Genomic DNA, 15950 nt, shown 5'->3' on the forward strand with positions numbered 1-15950 from the left:
CAGCATCCGGTTACTTTTAACCTACAATTTTGCTTTATTTTACTATGACTGCGATCGTTTAATATGCCCAGTGAAGTTAGTGGCGATCGCCTTAATACACCTAGTAAAACCTGCATCTACAGTAAAGGACTTCTAACAAATAAATTATTCAATCTTGTAGGGTGGGCATCTTGCCCGCCTTTAACTACTAAGCAACCACATATCATATCTTTACGTGTTTGTACGCTAGCATTTTATTTATTAATAGTTTTGGATACAAAGTATAAAGCCCCTGAACAGGCAGGATATACAGATATTCATCAAATGATCAGCTACGCCAACACAACAAAATGCAAGCAAGCCTTTTTGATATACCCCAAAGACTTGACACAGCCACTAGATATTAAAAGCGATCAAATCCGAGTCCGCAGCCTCACCTTTTCCCTAGATGATAATCTTGATCGCGCAGGCCAAACCTTCTTAAAAAACCTTTTTCTTTTCTCCTAATCCCCTCAGAACTCAATACACTTGAGTTAAGCATTTCTTCTCTCTGTGTCCTCTGCGCCTCTGCGGTTCGTTAAAAAATAAAGAGTTAGTTATTAGCCTTAACCCAAGCCTATCGCCTGAGAGAATATTTTAAAAGTCCTCTAGTCAGTAGCAAAACGTATTAGATCCCCCTAAATCCCCTGCTAAATTGGGGGATTTTGATTCTGGTTGCCCCCTTTTTAAGGGCAGGGCTGTTTCATTCCCTAAATAGCTAGAAAAATCAAGGTTTCTAGCGATTAAAAATTGATTATTTTGTTACTAACGTGCCGATAAAATGAACAATTTTACTGTTGTTTAAGTGCTTAAAAGTTCATCTCATCGTCACCCTCACTTACAATTTTTCTCGCTAACCATCTTGACAAATCCTGTTTGAAATGGAATGAAACAGCCCTGCTTTTTAAGGGGGGTTAGGGGGGATCAACCAGTGCCTAAAATTACAGCCAACCACTTTTAAAACATTCCCTTAGAATTCACACCAATAATTAATAAAGGGGACAGATGACATTCGCTTGCTGCGAAGCACCCATCCCCGAATAGCTGCCCAGATCGTGAACCTGGAATCTATAGTCCGGTATCTAATAATCACAGTATCGGCCGAGATATCTAGATTGTCACTAGGATAGATACTGATTTACAAAATATCTACGAAAAGATAGTTGTACAATTACCCCTGTTTCCCCATTGCCAACAGCGCCGTCCCGTAAGCTGCTTCTGTGTAGACTGAGGCTACTACAGGAACCTGCAAATAACGCGCCCTAATTCCAGTCCAAGTTTCATTCGCCGCACCACCACCAGCAGTATAAACACGGCTCAATTTGTCTGCGCCTTTATGCTGTAATAATTCATACCCTCGCGCTTCTATGCGGGCAATGCTTTCTAACAATCCATGCAAAAATTCCACTGGATTATTTGGGCGTGGTGACAATCGTGGCGGTAAATTGGGATCGTTAATCGGAAAGCGATCGCCTGCCTTCAACAACGGATAATAATCTAACTCGCTGGCAATTGAAGCATCAATCTTACAGCTAAGGCTTTCTAACTCAGCATTTGTGAAAAATTGCTTTAGTACTGCACCTCCAGTATTAGAAGCACCGCCAGTCAGCCACAAATCACCCAACCGATGGCTGTAAATTCCATATCTGGCATCTTCTTGTCGGGTACGACTTAACAACTTTAGTACCAACGTTGAACCAAGGGAAGTCACGGCTTCACCAGGTAATTTTGCCCCACTGGCGAGAAAAGCGGCAATACTATCAGTTGTACCTGCACATAAGAGACAATCACGGCGTAAACCGAACTTATCCGCAATTTCAGGACGCAATTCGGCAATCGGAGTTCCAGGAGTTAAAACTTTGGGTAGCTGAATCGGTATTTGCAGCAATTCTAGCCATTCTGGGTATTTCAACTCTTCTACGTCATAACCCAGCTTTAAAGCATTATGGTAATCGCTAATCCCCAACTGTCCATGTAAGAGAAACGCCAGCCAATCTGCTTGATGCAGGAAATATCTAGCTTCACTAAAAGCGGGTTGCTGCCTCATCCACAAAAGTTTGGCTAGGCTGGAGGTGGCACTCAACACGGTATGATTGGGGGGTGCAATACTCCTCAAATGCTCTAGCACCAATGATCCTCGCGTATCGTTGTACAACAGGGGTGCATCTGTTGGATTGCCAGCAGCATCGACTAGTAAGACGGTGGAAGAGGTACCATTAATTGCGATCGCTTTAATTTCTCGCCGCAATTGCTTAGGTATTTGTTCCAACAGCACAAACAAAGCCTCTTGCCAAATTTTTGGCGTAACGGCGGCTGCTGAGTCCTGGAAGGGATATTGCACCTGTGCTTGGATGCTAGCTTCCCGATCAATCACCATAGCGCGTGCGCCAGAGGTGCCAAAGTCGATACCCAAATACAAATCCATAGTTTTATGAATTTTTTTAATAAATAATCACTAAGTACTACTGATTAATGACTGCTTTTGTTGCATCTTGTAACAAGATATTCCCCAATCTTGGCAAAACAAGGAAAAGTAGTAAACGAACTGTTCAAAATCTATTCAGGTTAGGAGGTTTTCAGCCATGCCTATCTTACATACTCTGTACATCGCTCAGATATCTTCCATCTCAGATACTCAAGTCTACATCGCTCTAGTTGTGGCGCTGATTCCAGGAGTTCTAGCTTGGCGATTAGCCACAGAACTTTACAAATAAGCCTACGATGTGACACAGTTAAAAAGCTAATAATCCTGGCAGTACGGGGTGCAATTTCTAGATACTTGTGGCATAAAGCCACAAGTATCTAGGAAACTGGCACTTACGTAAGCCAGGTTATTTTTTAACTGGTACAACACTTGTAGCTATTTCAAAAAAATGAAGTAATATGACAGCTAAATCAGCAGTAATTAGCGCTAGAGAGCTTTTACAGTGCTTCCCTTCACTCAGCGAGGTTATTTTTTAGCATTATGAACGCGATTCAACCCTCCAGACCACCGTTACAACCTATACAAAAACGCCGGGTCATTCCTCGACCAAAACGGCATCTTCGCCAGCGTTCTTACCAGGTGATGGCATTGGAAAGTACAGCCAAAATAACAGTTAATCTTGTGATTACAGCCGTTGCAGCATCAGCCTTATCACAACTTTTGCCTTATCATTGGTCACAGCAACAAAAGTTGCGCGAAATTAGTACTGAAGTCAAGCAGATGGAAGGACATGTCGATGGTTTGCAGGTGCAATTTAGCCGTAACTTCGATCCTCAGGAAACTAAAAGTATTATGCAAGAACAAGGATACCGATTTGATCCTAGCCAGCGTCGGGTCGTGTTGATGAATCGCGATCGCAAAGAAGATGAACAAACAGAGTCATCACCCTAAGATAAATAGCGAATTTCGGATTATTTAAGTTTCTTGTGATTCAGGCTACGTATAAACCGGGTGTTAATTTATATTATTGCTAATAAATAATGGTTAATAGCTAATTTTTGAATAGCTATGTAGCTATCATCTATTAGTCATTAGCGATACAGCGTCACTAAAATCTCATTCAAAATTTAATAATTTATTTTGAATTTTGAATCCCCCAGAAGAACTAATCTACCAATTAGGACGCTGATGCAAATAGCAACTCGTTTAGCCAATTTTCGAGTTGTAAACGCAAGCGATAACCAGTAATATCCTTACTGTTGTCGATAGAGGGCAGTTGAGTGAGGGCGCGACGATAATCAGCGATCGCACAATTCCAGTCACCCCAAAGATGGTAAGTCCTGCCGCGTTCAGCCCAGATATGACCTTCTAGTTGACCAAAAAGCAGTGCTACCTCAAAATTCTCTATTGCCACCTCATATTGCCCCAAATCACGCCAGGTAATGCCTCGGTTAATCCATGCCCGGACATGGCAAGGGTTCAAATCAATCGCTTGATCGTAATCCGCAAGTGCTGCTGCTAATTCTTTACAAGCCGCGTAGTAATTTGCCCGATTATTATAAGCACTAGCTAAATAGGGATTAAGTTTGAGGGCGGTATTATAGTCACAAAGCGCTTTTTGCCTTTCACCACTTTGGAAATAAATTAGCCCCCGGTTGTTGTAATCAATGGCATTGTCGGGATGGCGGGAAATTAGTTGCCCCAAAAGTGCGATCGCTTCGGTATAATCTCCTTGTTGAGCCGACCTCAAAGCACAAGAGCGTAAGGAGCGATCGCCTAAAACAGATTTACCAGTGTCATTTTTCCTCTCGGCTTGGGCTTCAAGTGTAATATTTAAAACAATTTTACATTTGCTACTTTGCTGGTCACCATCAGCTAAAAATGAGTGAATATTCATATTTACCTATAATAAATCCGTGCTTAGTGGAATCAAAATTTAGTTTTTGTCTGCTAAGTAGGTAGACAAGATAAAACCAAACTATATAACGAAAAGTAAAATCTCTGTATTTGGCTCGTAGTTGCGCTTTAGCGCTAAAGCGCAACTACGAACCAGTGATGATTATTTGCGCCCACTTACTTAGTGGTTTTACTACTATGTTTATTTTTAAAGTATTTAGGGTTACATGAAAGCTATCTCAAGAGAGAACTTAACCTAGCCGCACAACATAAATCTACGCCCTAGATAAACAATTAATCCTCAAACCTAATCATGAATACTTCATCCCCAGGGTGAATTCCAGAAATAGCAGATGTCAATCTCAAAGGCTAGTCAAGTAGTAAGAGCGGCAAATTGGTAGAATGCCAACAAGCCGTTCATTAAACCAATTCGCAATTCGCAATTCGCAATTCGCAATTCGCAATTACGTTTTGTGACGAAGAGAAGTTTGTGGGGACGGTTTCCGTCCACAAAACTTCGGGGGATTTAGATTGAGGCATCAAAACGTGCTGCCTGTAGAGACAGGGGACTTAAACCCCCAAAGTTCATTAAAGAGGGGATGAGGAAGCAAGGGGAGAATAATTAATGCCCAATGCCCCATTCCCTAAATCCAATTTTTAAATTTTGAGAAGTTTTCCGATGACAACCGCAATTTCCTATCCCAATGCCCCTGATTTAGCAACCGATGATTACATTGTTATCGGCTTGGCAACCTGCTTCGTCAAAGAAGATGGAGAAGTTTATCAAATCGAAGTTATAGAACCGATTCCCTCTGCGGCTTTGGAAGCGCTCTTAAAGGGCATTCCTACGTCCTATAAGCTGGCTCATGCCACAACTTTGGGATCTCTGCTTGATGGCGATTCACAACTCTTGCCAGATGGCTTCCCATCGGCTCAGTTTGGCGAAGAATTTGTGCCACGGGCATTTGCAGCAGCTCGTACCTACAAACGTCGTGAATCTGCAAAATCTTTAATTCCCTTAGGTACAAACTACAGCGAATTTAAGTATTCTATTGAACGCAAACGGGTATTAAATGCCGCTAGAGTTGTCACCAAAGAAGATAACGTTAAACAACATTCTCACACTCACAAAGTTCTTTAAAGTAATTAATTATGCTCAAACTTTACGGTGGCGCTCGTAGTCGAGCGTCAATTGTTCACTGGTATTTAGAGGAACTAAGAGTACCCTACGAATTTGTCAAACTTGATATGCAGGCAGGTGAACACCTCAAACCTGAATATTTGGCAATTAACCCATTTGGTAAAGTTCCAGCAATTGTTGACGGGGATTTTAAAATTTGGGAATCTGGGGCAATTTTATTGTATCTTGCCGATAAGTACGCTAAAACTCCACTTTCACCAGAGGAACTTGCTGTATTTTGCCAATGGGTATTGTTTGCCAATGCTAGCCTTGGCCCAGGGATTTTTGGAGAGGAAAATCGGGAGCGGGAAATGTCCCGCTTGTTGACTCCCTTAAATGAAATTTTCAGTAAACAACCTTTTTTACTGGGTAATGAGTTCACTGTTGCTGATGTGGCAGTGGGGTCTATTCTGAATTACATTCCCATCCTGCTAAAGCTAGACCTCAGTTCCTACCCAGAGGTGTTGAACTATATGAAGCAGTTATCTGATCGTCCGGCATTTCAAAAAAGTATTGGCGGACGGGCTTAAAATAATTCGTAATTCGTAATTCGTAATTCGTAATTGAATTCTTAACTACGAATTACGAATCTGTTAACGATAATTTGTAAATTGTAAAGCAGCTGGGTAGTCTTCTTGTTTCAAGCGTTGCATGACTACTTGTAAGTCATCTTTAGATTTGGCAGAAACCCGCACAGCATCCCCTTGGATTGAGGCTTGTACCTTTTTGAATTCGTCTCGAATCAATTTGGAGATTTGTTTGGCGATTTCTTGACTTATGCCTTTTTTGAGTTTGATTTCTTGACGCACGCGATTACCACTGGCTGATTCAACTTTGCCAAAATCAAAGATTTTTTGGGAGAGGTTACGCTTGGCGGCTTTTTCCCGCAGAATGGTGTGTACAGAATCTAAGGTAAACTCGCTGTCAGTACTAACGTTAATGCTTTCTTCGACTAACTCGACGGTCGTTTCAGTGTCTTTGAGGTCGTAACGACCTTTGATGTCTCGGATAACTTGATCGACTGCGTTAACCAACTCTTGTCGGTCAAAGTCGCTCACAATGTCAAAAGAAAAAGTAGAAGCCATAAAACATTTTGGATTTTAGATTTTAGATTTTGGATTGGGAATTGGGAACAAGGGGAAAGACTTGTTGCAAGTTCTCCTTCTTCTCCCCCTGCTCCCTCATCTTCCCACTCCGCAATTAACTACTTACTAGTTTGGATGATACTCAAGAAAAAGAGAGTGCCAGAGCTAAGGATGCCAATGGCAAACATCAGCGATCGCAAAAGGGGTATATTCAAAATATAAAAAATTGAGTATAGCAAACGGGCTACCACAAAGGCGATCGCAGCCACTTGTGCTGTAAAAGAATTTACACCAGTTACATAAGCCATTAATGCTGCTGCCGCAAACACCATAAACGCTTCAAAGGTATTCTGATGCGCCCAAGTAGCTCGTTGGGCATAAGGTGGCAATTTATCAAACATCGCGCGAGGAGTAGAAAACGTTTCATACCCCATACGCACACGGCCATAAGCTACTAGCAAAAATGGCACGTAAATTAGAACGGCAGCAGCAGCGATCGAGTACAAAAAAATTATCATTACTTATTAGTCATTGGTTATTAGTCATAGGTCATCAGTCATCAGTCATCAGTCATCAGTCAAAGACAAATGACAAAAGACAAATGACAAATGACTAATCAAAGTAGAAAAGTGTCACTACTTTTCTTTGTTCTTCTGCATCCTGACAAGTTTGTAACAGGGTGCGGCTGTCGTGAAACGCAAAGCAGATTAGTTGCTGGCAACGGGAGACAATCTCCTTGTTGCACAAGTAACTAGCTTCAGCAAGAGATAGATTATCATTACTGGGATTTTCGACTAGATGCATTACCTGTTCTAGTTGCTGGCGTGATTCCAAAGGCTGGCGTTCCAGGCTTTGGGGTAGAATCACTGTCAACAAATTTGCATCAGCCCGGGTTGCTCCCTTGATGGCAGCTGAATTTGTCCCTGTAGCACCAGAAGTAATGATTCGATTACCCGATAAAACTAGGGCATAAGTCATCATTTCAATAAGACTCTGATGCGTAATCGGGACGTGACGAGAACCCAGCAAGGCGATTCTTTTAGAACCCGTTTGCTGGATTGTCGCTAGTTCTTGCGCTAATGTATCTAGGTTAATAAGGTCTGTTGATTGGCTCAAAGATGGGGAAAATCAGATTAAACGACCCAGATATTCTACCAAACAGCGTGTAGATGCGAGGAAAACTTAAGTTAAACATTGCTACTAATTTTCAATTGTTTGGTTCAGTAACTCCATTACTTGCTTACACCAGGCTAGGCAATGTATTTCGTAATTAATGCCATTTAGGAGAGTCTCTTCTCTTCTTGAACAGCAACTCTACCCGAACTGCCCCCCCTCCCTCAACCAAAAATTTTCCTTAACCGAACGGTATTGCCAGCTATGGGGCCCAAGGAGACAGCACGCCGTCCCTTGGGAGGTGACGGCGAGCCAGCTGTACCCTTACCAGTAATACAGCCTCCTAACTGATAACTGAGCAATGAATCTAAGACAATGCCGTTGCCGGAGTTAAACCTAGTTTGGATAACAAGCGGTCAATGTCAAAATGCTCGGACATCAACTTGTGAATATACTGAACCTTAATCGGCTCGTGAATACGAACTTGACCAAAAGTGCGGTCAACAATTTCTACAGTAGTTAGGGTATCTAAGTCAACAGACAAAATGGGTATTTCTAGGTCTTCAGCGCGACTGAGAATGAACGGTGGGGGTGGTAGTTGCCCGGTGAGAATTAAACATTGAGTAGAAGTTTCCAAAGCCGCTTGCTGAATTTCCACGCGATCGCCTCCTGTTACCACTGCCATATTCCGCCGTTTGCGGAAATATTTTACAGCAGAGTTGACATTCATTGCTCCAATTGCCAGACTTTCGACTAACAAATCCATGCGATCGTTGCGACAGAGAACATCAGCTTTTAACTGTTTGACTAGTTCGCCAACACTGACACTGCGGAGCAAATCGCTATTGGGCAGCATTGCTAGGACTGGAATCCCCTGCTGTTCCAAAAATGGACGCAAGAGAGTGTCAACTGCCTCTAGTTGAGTGACAGGGATATCATTGATCACAACTCCAATCAAGCGATCGCCCACACGCCCTTTAGCAGCCAATAGCGACTCAACCGAAAGCAACGATTTATAGCGGGCTACTAACAGCACGCCAGCATCTAATACTTCAGCCATTTGCAGCAAAGACAAGTCAAACAAATTGCCTTCAGACAAATCACCTGGCCCCTCCAGTAAGACTAAATCTCCTTGGGACTTATGCAAATATTCCTGTATTAGAGACTGCTGATAATCGGTTTTGTCTTCCCCCCGCAAGCGCTTTTGCACATTTAGTTCATCCAAAGCCAGCATTGTAGGTGCAACGCGGTTTTCCGGCAAATTGAGGCTAAGAGCGATGAATTGGACATCTTCCTCAATCACGGTTCCACTGGACGAATTCAAACACGTACCAAGCGGTTTACCGTAGGTAATATCCAGTCCTTTTTGCTGTAGCTGATGAGACAAACCCAGAACAGTTGCAGATTTACCGCTGTAAGTCTCGGTTGATCCAATCAGCAAATATTTAGGGGATTTTGGCACACATGCACTCCTAATTTCAAAAGTCAGAAGAACCCAGCTAGGTGTTTCCTAATTCTAGTTCCTTCTGGCAAAAGCCTCTCGCTCTCACAAATTAAGGTTTAAGAGAATTAGCTTCTTACGGGAGCAGGGGTAGGGGAAAGGTATTATTCCTTGTGTCGGCTCTGCTAACCTGTACGCCTACCTTGAAGATTTGTCATTACCAACAAATATCATTGCTATAGCGCTTCTAGATATCTTGCAGCATTCTCGATTAGCACCATAGCCCGCCCAAAAATAAATTTCTCATTCTTGTAGCTTAAGCCCACTATAGCGCTTCCCATTCAAATGCAATACAACATAATATCACGAGATGTAGGGGTACGGCACTGCCGTGCGCCTACGGGTGTACCTCACGTAAACGAGAACCGCTATAAACAAACGTGGAATCAAAGCCTTGTTCAGTCTTCTTTAGAAGACTTGAGCTATACGCCTGGTGAATTCATTCTGAGGCGGTTGGTTGAGACTGGTGCAAGAAGTCAATAAAAACGGATTCAATTAAGTGAGTTTGAGTCCGTTTTTATTGACTTCACTTACACTGCTATCTGTGTTGTCCGTATTTTTAGCGCAAAAGTGCGTTTATCAGATATCAATTGGGATGCTCCCAAATCAGGTGCGATCGCACCTGATTTTGCTACTTTTAAAAAGTATTTAGGAAAGCAGTAGCTTCAGTTAAATCCGAGAGTAGCGAAAACGGAGTCTAAGTAGCCGAAGCCAGCGTAACCACATTTGTGCGGGTTGTTCAAAGAACGTGAAAATATCACCGAAACCCAAATTAGTTTTGTGATGGTGTAACCAATGTCTCTCAGGAGTAGTAATAAATAGAATTTGGCATAAAATATTGACAGCCTTTGAAGTTTGCCAACCTAGTATACTTACGTGTCTCCACCATACATGAAACTGACCAAGCAGTAATCCAGAGATAACGCCGATCGGAGAGAAAGGCCACAAGACTACTGCTACAAGTACATAAGGCAAAGCTCCCAAGATACCATCTAAAAGAACCTGGGAATTAAAAGTCAAAATAGCGTAGTGGCGGAAGTCCTTCTTCCAGGAGTGGTGCGTTTTTAAATGTAGGCTACCAAAAACGTGCTCGGGTACGTGGTAAAAGAATGTAGATAAAAAATCGCCAAAAAACAGTAATATCCAAGCAACAGCGATAGCCTCAAGCATTTGTACTCCTTAAGTAAGTTAAGAAAACTCCACAAAAAATATGCAAATTTTATGCTGTAGGCGTAGACACCTGATTTTCTATGATGCTTGCATCATCTGTGCATTTCATCGGTCTACACTCCAGTTAATTTGGCTCAGAGTATATGTAATTGGGTGAGTTGCAATTTTTTCATGAATCTACAATCCTTAATGCAGTAAACAGCAACTCGTAAGAACCTCCAATTTGGCTTTTAACTCTGGATAAATGGTAACAATACATCTAAAACCCGATAGGAATACTGTATTTTACCATAGTTACTACATAATCTTCTTACTAAGGCATACAGCGTAAGCAAAGGTTAAGTTAAAATTAGTACAAATTTAGGTTAAGGCGTTCTTCAGTATTATTAATATTATAGAAATAGGTATTATGCCAAAGTAGCTTGGGTTATCAAGGTGACGAAAGTTGCTTGACAATTAAATTAAGAAACGGCAAAATTTGGAGAATCTAGAATTAACTACATGCGATAATAGTAAATTATCAATTAGCATCATCCTCTCTTCAAATCCCCGGATGAAAACAACTTAATACGCTAGAGCAATGGATTCTTAACGAATACTGTCAATTAGTCGCACTATTGAAAATAGGAGGTATTGATAAAACGGCCTTGTCTGTAAAATTTGCTCAACAGACTCAGAAAAACTTTGAGTATCTAATCTAGCGATCGCTAGCAAAGTGCGCCTTTATTGTCTACCTACTTAAACCCTGCTTTGAGTTCAGCAAAATAATACCAGGATATCAACGGCGGGATAGCCCCTAAATTATATTTATGGGGGCAATACTAAGGAATAATTACTCAGTGCCTAGCAGGATCTGTTGTTACAAAACGAAACAGGAATTGCAACATAGATTGATTCTGTCTTAATCTGGAAAAACTACTACGCCAGTTTGACGGCACGTTTGCCCTTCTTTTGAGGGTGAGGCATAAGGGACGGGTGACGCTCGTACCAAAGCTCTGCTTCTGGCTTTTCTTTCCTGAGCGTGCCGATAAACTTGTTCAAGAAAACACTTTGATAGCCTAAAACGATGAAAGCATCTGCTAATTTCGACTTTGAAGACGAGAAATTTAATGCACCGCCTTCTCAAGTCCTTCCCTGGTGTCAGATGATTAATCCTCGGTATGGCACAGATGGTATGCAATCCCACGGTTTGGCCATTAAGCTAGATAATGCTAATGCTGTCGGCTTTGTGCCAGATGATAATTGGCAACAAGTAAAGCATGAATTCACCACTGGAGTCGAAACGGTCTTTATTACCACTACTCCACGCGTGGTTATAGTGCGTCGAGGGCCATTGTCTGTCAAAGACCGGGAAAGTGGGTTAAAACTGGGTACGCTCAAAGAGAATTATGATGCTTTTTTAGCCGACAAACTTAAATTTAAAACCTTTACTCGCTATTTAATTTTTCTAGTGGGAGAGAATAAAAATTTTTTACATGAATCACCACTACAACTAACTCTTAATGGTGCCGCCGGAGCGAGTTTCAGCAAAACCTACAGCGAATATCAACAAGGCAAAGTAGTTAGTGGATTCGTTGCTGAACTAGAAAAAGCTTATGCCATTTACCGCAAGCAACCCTTGACACCAAAAGGCCCTTTGTTCCAAGCTCACGGGATTTTTTGCCCGATAATTGAGTGTGAAGAAAGAGGTATTGAACCAAATACAGTTCTGGTAGCTTCAACTGTAGACTACAAACATCCCACGGTTGGGACTTTAACAGAATACTTAATTGCTTCCGATTCTCTTGAGTCTGCAATGATTTGTAAAACTTTTGAAGAATACAAAGATTTTGGCAAGGAACCTGTAAAATCAGAAACACCTAAATTGGCGATCGCAGGAGTTTCTAACTCTTATGTTTATGCTGATGAAGATGATTTTGCTTATCCGCCGTACTAAAGAGAGTGAGGAGTGATGAGTGAGGAGTGATGAGTTTTGAATTAATAACTCCAAACTCCCAACTCCTAACTCCCAACTCCTAACTCCTAACTCCTAACTCCCAACTCCTAACTCCCAACTCCTAACTCCTAACTCCTAACTCCTAACTCCTAACTCCAAACTCCTAACTCCTAACTCCCAACTCCAAACTCCAAACTCCAAACTCCCAACTCCAAACTCCCAACTCCCAACTCCTAACTCCCAACTCCCAACTCCAAACTCCTAACTCCTAACTCCTAACTCCTAACTCCTAACTCCTAACTCCTAACTCCTAACTCCTAACTCCTAACTCCTAACTTTATTCCTTGAGCAGCAAATAATATAGTGAACCATTGCCGCCTGTAATGCCAGCGCGATCGCCTGCTAGTTTACCAGAACCCATGAAATAATCGACCCGGCCAGGGCCTTTAATGGCGCTTCCTGTATCTTGGTCAAGCACAAAGCGGCTGACAGTACGCCTCTCTAGTTTGCCACCACCAGCAGAATAGGGAAATGAGTTGTAAATCAGCGCTAGCGCTCCCGGTGGCATGAGAGACTTATCTGTAGCAATAGAACGTTCTGCTGTTACTGGCACATGAATACTGCCTGTAGCTCCGGTACCACCAGTTTCTTGGAAGAAAATAAATCGTTCCCAGCGTGGCAGATAATTGCTCAACTCGCGCGGCTTTTGTCGGAAGTAAGCGATCATCCGTGGTAAGGTCAATCCTGATAGTGGAAGTTTGCCATCTTTGGCTAGTTCTTTGCCGATACTAGTCCAAGGGTAATCGGTTCCACCTGCATAGCCAACTGACGTTGTTTTGCCATCAGTTAATTTAATTTGGGCAGAACCTTGGATATGTACCATATATGCGTCTAAGCGATCGCGGAACCAAAGCAGTTCCAAACCGTGCAATTTGCTCTTACTCCCTTTTAAACCATCCCTCCCCTCCAAATCAATTCGTTTTGGGTGGGGTTTGCGCCATTGGCTGAAATCAGCTGGTAGCCGATAAAGAGGATACTTGTATATTGCAGTCCTGACACGGCTGGCGGTATAAACAGGTTCGTAGTAAGCAGTGAACTTGACAGTACCCTTGCCATCATTTCCCACAGACTGGTAAAAGACAAACTCTCGACTGACAGCAGCTTGTAATTGGGCTGCTGAGGTGGAACTAACAACCAGTTGGCGGAAGCGTAGCAAACTCCTTTGAACGCGATCAAGGGTAATTTCCTTGATCGGATAATTTTGATATGCTGCGATCGCCTCTTTCTTTGTTAGATAAAGCAGACTGTTATCAATAGAAGCCAACAGCGCGTTGCGATCGCCTATTTTACCTCTTTGACCCCAAATTTGGTCATCCAAACCCAAGCAAGTCTGCTGGAACGTACAATTGGTTCCGATAGCGATTGGTTTTAGGGGTGGCGTTATCTCAGGAGTAATTGGTATTGGCTGAGGTGGGAAATCAGGAGTTATGGGTACTGGCAACGGCAGGAAGTTAGGAACCTGAGCAACAGCCGACCAGAGAGGGTTTACCAGGGCAATTCCCAGACTTAAGGAAAGCAAAGCAAAGGTTTTTCTCATCATTTAGTTGAATCTTTCAACACTGGAACTAAAAACGGGTTCTACCCGGATTGCGACAACCCGAGAAGGTCTTACTACCATATATTCCCCTTGAATATTTTTGATCGGCACGCTAATAAAGTCATTAGAAGCAGATTTTGGGACAAGTTCGCCACTATACCACTTCTGAAACTCTTGAATAGTCGGAAAACGTACTTCTTCTCTGTGGCCGCTTTCCAGTAGGAGGTATACGGCATATTCATTTGCAGTTCTAGCCATAAAGTTGAATCATTTAAAAACATTCAACCCATTGTTAACCACCTAACCCCCGAATGAAAAGGGTAAGCATACGGGAGGTTGGAAGGAGGGGGCAGGGGAGAAGAGTTTCCCCTCTGCCTCTTTTCAATGTCCAATGCCCAATGACTCTTCACTCTAGACGCCTAATCTTTTAACCAGTTCCTTAATGTATGACGAATCCCCAATTTTTCTGGTAAGGTCTTGTATGTCTTGACCATGAATGCCGTAAGTGAAAACCAAGCTAATTAGGTAAGTGTCGCATTCTTAAAGATTTGAGTCTTGGGAACCAGGACTTCTCACAAGAGGAGGGAATGTAAGACACTTATCTGGTGTAGAATAACACCGCAGACATTGCTGCTGTATAATCTTAAGTGGTAGCGTAATATAAAATACTTGGGTTTCTGACAAGATGCGAAAGCCAGTAATTTCTAGAGTATTGGGTTCCTTGCGAAAACCCTCTAGAAGTTGAGTTTCAAAACTATCGGCTTTATCTGCTAAATTAGTTGGATTAAGTGTTGCATCTTTATGAAAAAAGTTACTATGTGGGTCTAATATTTATTTATACCTCTGATAAACCATCTCAAGAATATTTAAATAAATATTAATTTTTTGCTGCAATATAACCTATTTAGGGAGCAGTCAAAGTTATCTAAATTAGTCTTGAAAGCCAACTTGTTTTCTTAACCATAATTAGTAATGTTTTTGCGATTTTCTCGTCGTTTATTTCTGTTTAATCTGCTAGGTTTGACATTTGCCGCCTGCCAATCACCACGGGAGTTTGAAGGCACATTAACTATTGGTGTTATAAACTATGGTGGAGGCGAAGAAATAATTAACCAATATGCTAAATTTAATAATTACTTGGGTGAAAAAACAAACTCATATATTCAGCTAGAGCCTGCTTTTAATGAAAACAAAGCGGTTGAGCGCCTTGAGGCTCGTGCTTGGTCATTGGTATTTGCTCCACCGGGGTTAGCTACGATCGCAATCGCCCGTCACCAATATGTTCCCCTGTTTCCTTTAATAGGTATTAGTAATTTGCGTTCAATCTTTGTTGTTCGCAAAGACAATCCAATATCCGATTTAAAACAGCTACAAGGTCAAGCGATCGCTTTAGGTCAGTTAGGTTCAGCAACAGGATATTATTTTCCACTTTACAATCTTTTTGGTACAACACTAGCACAGATTCTATTTGCACCCACGCCTAAAGCCGCGCTGGAATTGGTCGCTGAGGGAAAAGCGATCGCCTGTGCTGTCTCGGAGGCTGAATTGAGCCTCTACGGTTCACAGTTGGGGTCAACTCAATTCCGCATCCTATTTAAAGACCCTCACTATGTACCATTGGGTGTTGTCTTGATTGGGCCTAATGTCGAACGTAACCGTCAAGAGTTCATCCGTAAAGTAATGAGCGATGCGCCTTCAGGTTTAGCTGAAGAAGTAGGGTATGTACCCAATGGACAAGTACCAGATTACAAATACATGATTTCTATGGTTGATCGGGTCAGTTCTATTACTTCCAAGCTGCAAAATAAACCCGTTCGTTTATTTTAATCAACGTAAAATCAACCTTTTTAGCGTTTACTTTTATTTAGATTCTTAAATAATACCCAAAATCCCCCCTACGAGAAATCTATATGTATCAGGATTTTCGTGAATTGATATAAGGCTTTAAACCTTGATTTTTGGATACTGTTTAGGCGATGCCTACGGCGGGCTGTTTGGTGTCGCTATTTATCAAAAGATGATTATTCAA

The 15950-nt window shown here is 42.0% G+C and carries 18 protein-coding genes; 8 read left to right on the forward strand and 10 right to left on the reverse strand.

Annotated features, from left to right (window positions below):
• Nucleotides 1-63: 63 nt before the first annotated feature.
• The gene (locus tag V7K73_RS22655; RefSeq protein WP_334883240.1) at nucleotides 64-486 is read left to right on the forward strand and encodes a 5-methylcytosine restriction system specificity protein McrC; all 423 of its coding nucleotides are present in this window, start codon (nucleotides 64-66) and stop codon (nucleotides 484-486) included.
• A 703-nt stretch (nucleotides 487-1189) separates the two neighbouring features.
• Here V7K73_RS22655 and V7K73_RS22660 read toward each other — a convergent pair.
• Nucleotides 1190-2443 carry an FGGY-family carbohydrate kinase gene (locus V7K73_RS22660; protein ID WP_334883241.1) on the reverse strand — a complete coding sequence of 418 codons (1254 nt, stop codon included), beginning with the start codon at nucleotides 2441-2443 and terminating at the stop codon, nucleotides 1190-1192.
• Between the two features lie 157 nt (nucleotides 2444-2600).
• Between V7K73_RS22660 and psaM the strand changes: the two genes are divergently transcribed.
• Complete coding sequence (gene psaM, locus V7K73_RS22665) at nucleotides 2601-2732, forward strand: photosystem I reaction center subunit XII (RefSeq protein ID WP_442936786.1); 132 nt, start codon at nucleotides 2601-2603, stop codon at nucleotides 2730-2732.
• Nucleotides 2733-2983: 251 nt separating this feature from the next.
• Nucleotides 2984-3394, forward strand: coding sequence for a hypothetical protein (locus V7K73_RS22670; protein ID WP_334883243.1), 411 nt, complete (start codon nucleotides 2984-2986; stop codon nucleotides 3392-3394).
• Between the two features lie 226 nt (nucleotides 3395-3620).
• Here the strand turns inward: V7K73_RS22670 and V7K73_RS22675 are convergent, their stop codons facing one another.
• Nucleotides 3621-4340, reverse strand: a complete 720-nt coding sequence (locus tag V7K73_RS22675) for a tetratricopeptide repeat protein (RefSeq protein WP_334883245.1) — start codon at nucleotides 4338-4340, stop codon at nucleotides 3621-3623.
• 678 nt (nucleotides 4341-5018) lie between these two features.
• Between V7K73_RS22675 and V7K73_RS22680 the strand changes: the two genes are divergently transcribed.
• The gene (locus V7K73_RS22680) at nucleotides 5019-5480 is read left to right on the forward strand and encodes a hypothetical protein (RefSeq protein WP_334883247.1); all 462 of its coding nucleotides are present in this window, start codon (nucleotides 5019-5021) and stop codon (nucleotides 5478-5480) included.
• An 11-nt stretch (nucleotides 5481-5491) separates the two neighbouring features.
• Entirely contained in the window at nucleotides 5492-6049 is a 558-nt protein-coding gene (locus tag V7K73_RS22685; protein ID WP_334883249.1) for a glutathione S-transferase family protein, read from the forward strand.
• A 63-nt stretch (nucleotides 6050-6112) separates the two neighbouring features.
• On the opposite strand, the gene V7K73_RS22690 is transcribed toward V7K73_RS22685, so the two are convergent.
• From V7K73_RS22690 to V7K73_RS22705, 4 genes are all read right to left on the reverse strand, one after another.
• Nucleotides 6113-6604 carry a YajQ family cyclic di-GMP-binding protein gene (locus V7K73_RS22690; RefSeq protein ID WP_118167154.1) on the reverse strand — a complete coding sequence of 164 codons (492 nt, stop codon included), beginning with the start codon at nucleotides 6602-6604 and terminating at the stop codon, nucleotides 6113-6115.
• A gap of 119 nt (nucleotides 6605-6723) precedes the next feature.
• Entirely contained in the window at nucleotides 6724-7122 is a 399-nt protein-coding gene (locus V7K73_RS22695) for an MAPEG family protein (protein ID WP_334883252.1), read from the reverse strand.
• A gap of 94 nt (nucleotides 7123-7216) precedes the next feature.
• Nucleotides 7217-7720, reverse strand: coding sequence for a DNA recombination-mediator protein A (locus tag V7K73_RS22700; RefSeq protein ID WP_334883254.1), 504 nt, complete (start codon nucleotides 7718-7720; stop codon nucleotides 7217-7219).
• A 364-nt stretch (nucleotides 7721-8084) separates the two neighbouring features.
• Complete coding sequence (locus V7K73_RS22705) at nucleotides 8085-9179, reverse strand: phosphotransacetylase family protein (RefSeq protein WP_334883256.1); 1095 nt, start codon at nucleotides 9177-9179, stop codon at nucleotides 8085-8087.
• 324 nt (nucleotides 9180-9503) lie between these two features.
• Between V7K73_RS22705 and V7K73_RS22710 the strand changes: the two genes are divergently transcribed.
• Nucleotides 9504-9701 (forward strand): hypothetical protein, encoded by a 198-nt coding sequence (locus V7K73_RS22710; protein WP_334883258.1) that lies wholly within the window; start codon nucleotides 9504-9506, stop codon nucleotides 9699-9701.
• 186 nt (nucleotides 9702-9887) lie between these two features.
• Here V7K73_RS22710 and V7K73_RS22715 read toward each other — a convergent pair whose 3' ends face one another.
• Nucleotides 9888-10388 carry a fatty acid hydroxylase gene (locus tag V7K73_RS22715; RefSeq protein WP_334883260.1) on the reverse strand — a complete coding sequence of 167 codons (501 nt, stop codon included), beginning with the start codon at nucleotides 10386-10388 and terminating at the stop codon, nucleotides 9888-9890.
• Nucleotides 10389-11454: 1066 nt separating this feature from the next.
• Here V7K73_RS22715 and V7K73_RS22720 point away from each other — a divergent pair.
• Nucleotides 11455-12324, forward strand: coding sequence for a DUF5895 domain-containing protein (locus V7K73_RS22720; RefSeq protein WP_334883262.1), 870 nt, complete (start codon nucleotides 11455-11457; stop codon nucleotides 12322-12324).
• Nucleotides 12325-12661: 337 nt separating this feature from the next.
• On the opposite strand, the gene mltA is transcribed toward V7K73_RS22720, so the two are convergent.
• From mltA to V7K73_RS22735, 3 genes are all read right to left on the reverse strand, one after another.
• Nucleotides 12662-13921, reverse strand: coding sequence for a murein transglycosylase A (gene mltA, locus V7K73_RS22725; protein WP_334883337.1), 1260 nt, complete (start codon nucleotides 13919-13921; stop codon nucleotides 12662-12664).
• Between the two features lie 3 nt (nucleotides 13922-13924).
• Nucleotides 13925-14179 (reverse strand): hypothetical protein, encoded by a 255-nt coding sequence (locus tag V7K73_RS22730; RefSeq protein WP_334883264.1) that lies wholly within the window; start codon nucleotides 14177-14179, stop codon nucleotides 13925-13927.
• A gap of 282 nt (nucleotides 14180-14461) precedes the next feature.
• Nucleotides 14462-14752 carry a Tll0287-like domain-containing protein gene (locus V7K73_RS22735; protein ID WP_334883339.1) on the reverse strand — a complete coding sequence of 97 codons (291 nt, stop codon included), beginning with the start codon at nucleotides 14750-14752 and terminating at the stop codon, nucleotides 14462-14464.
• A gap of 141 nt (nucleotides 14753-14893) precedes the next feature.
• On the opposite strand from V7K73_RS22735, the gene V7K73_RS22740 reads away from it, so the two are divergent.
• The gene (locus tag V7K73_RS22740; protein ID WP_334883266.1) at nucleotides 14894-15748 is read left to right on the forward strand and encodes a phosphate/phosphite/phosphonate ABC transporter substrate-binding protein; all 855 of its coding nucleotides are present in this window, start codon (nucleotides 14894-14896) and stop codon (nucleotides 15746-15748) included.
• The last annotated feature ends 202 nt before the right edge of the window (nucleotides 15749-15950 follow it).

This window comes from Nostoc sp., from assembly GCF_036916975.1.
GTDB lineage: Bacteria > Cyanobacteriota > Cyanobacteriia > Cyanobacteriales > Nostocaceae > Nostoc.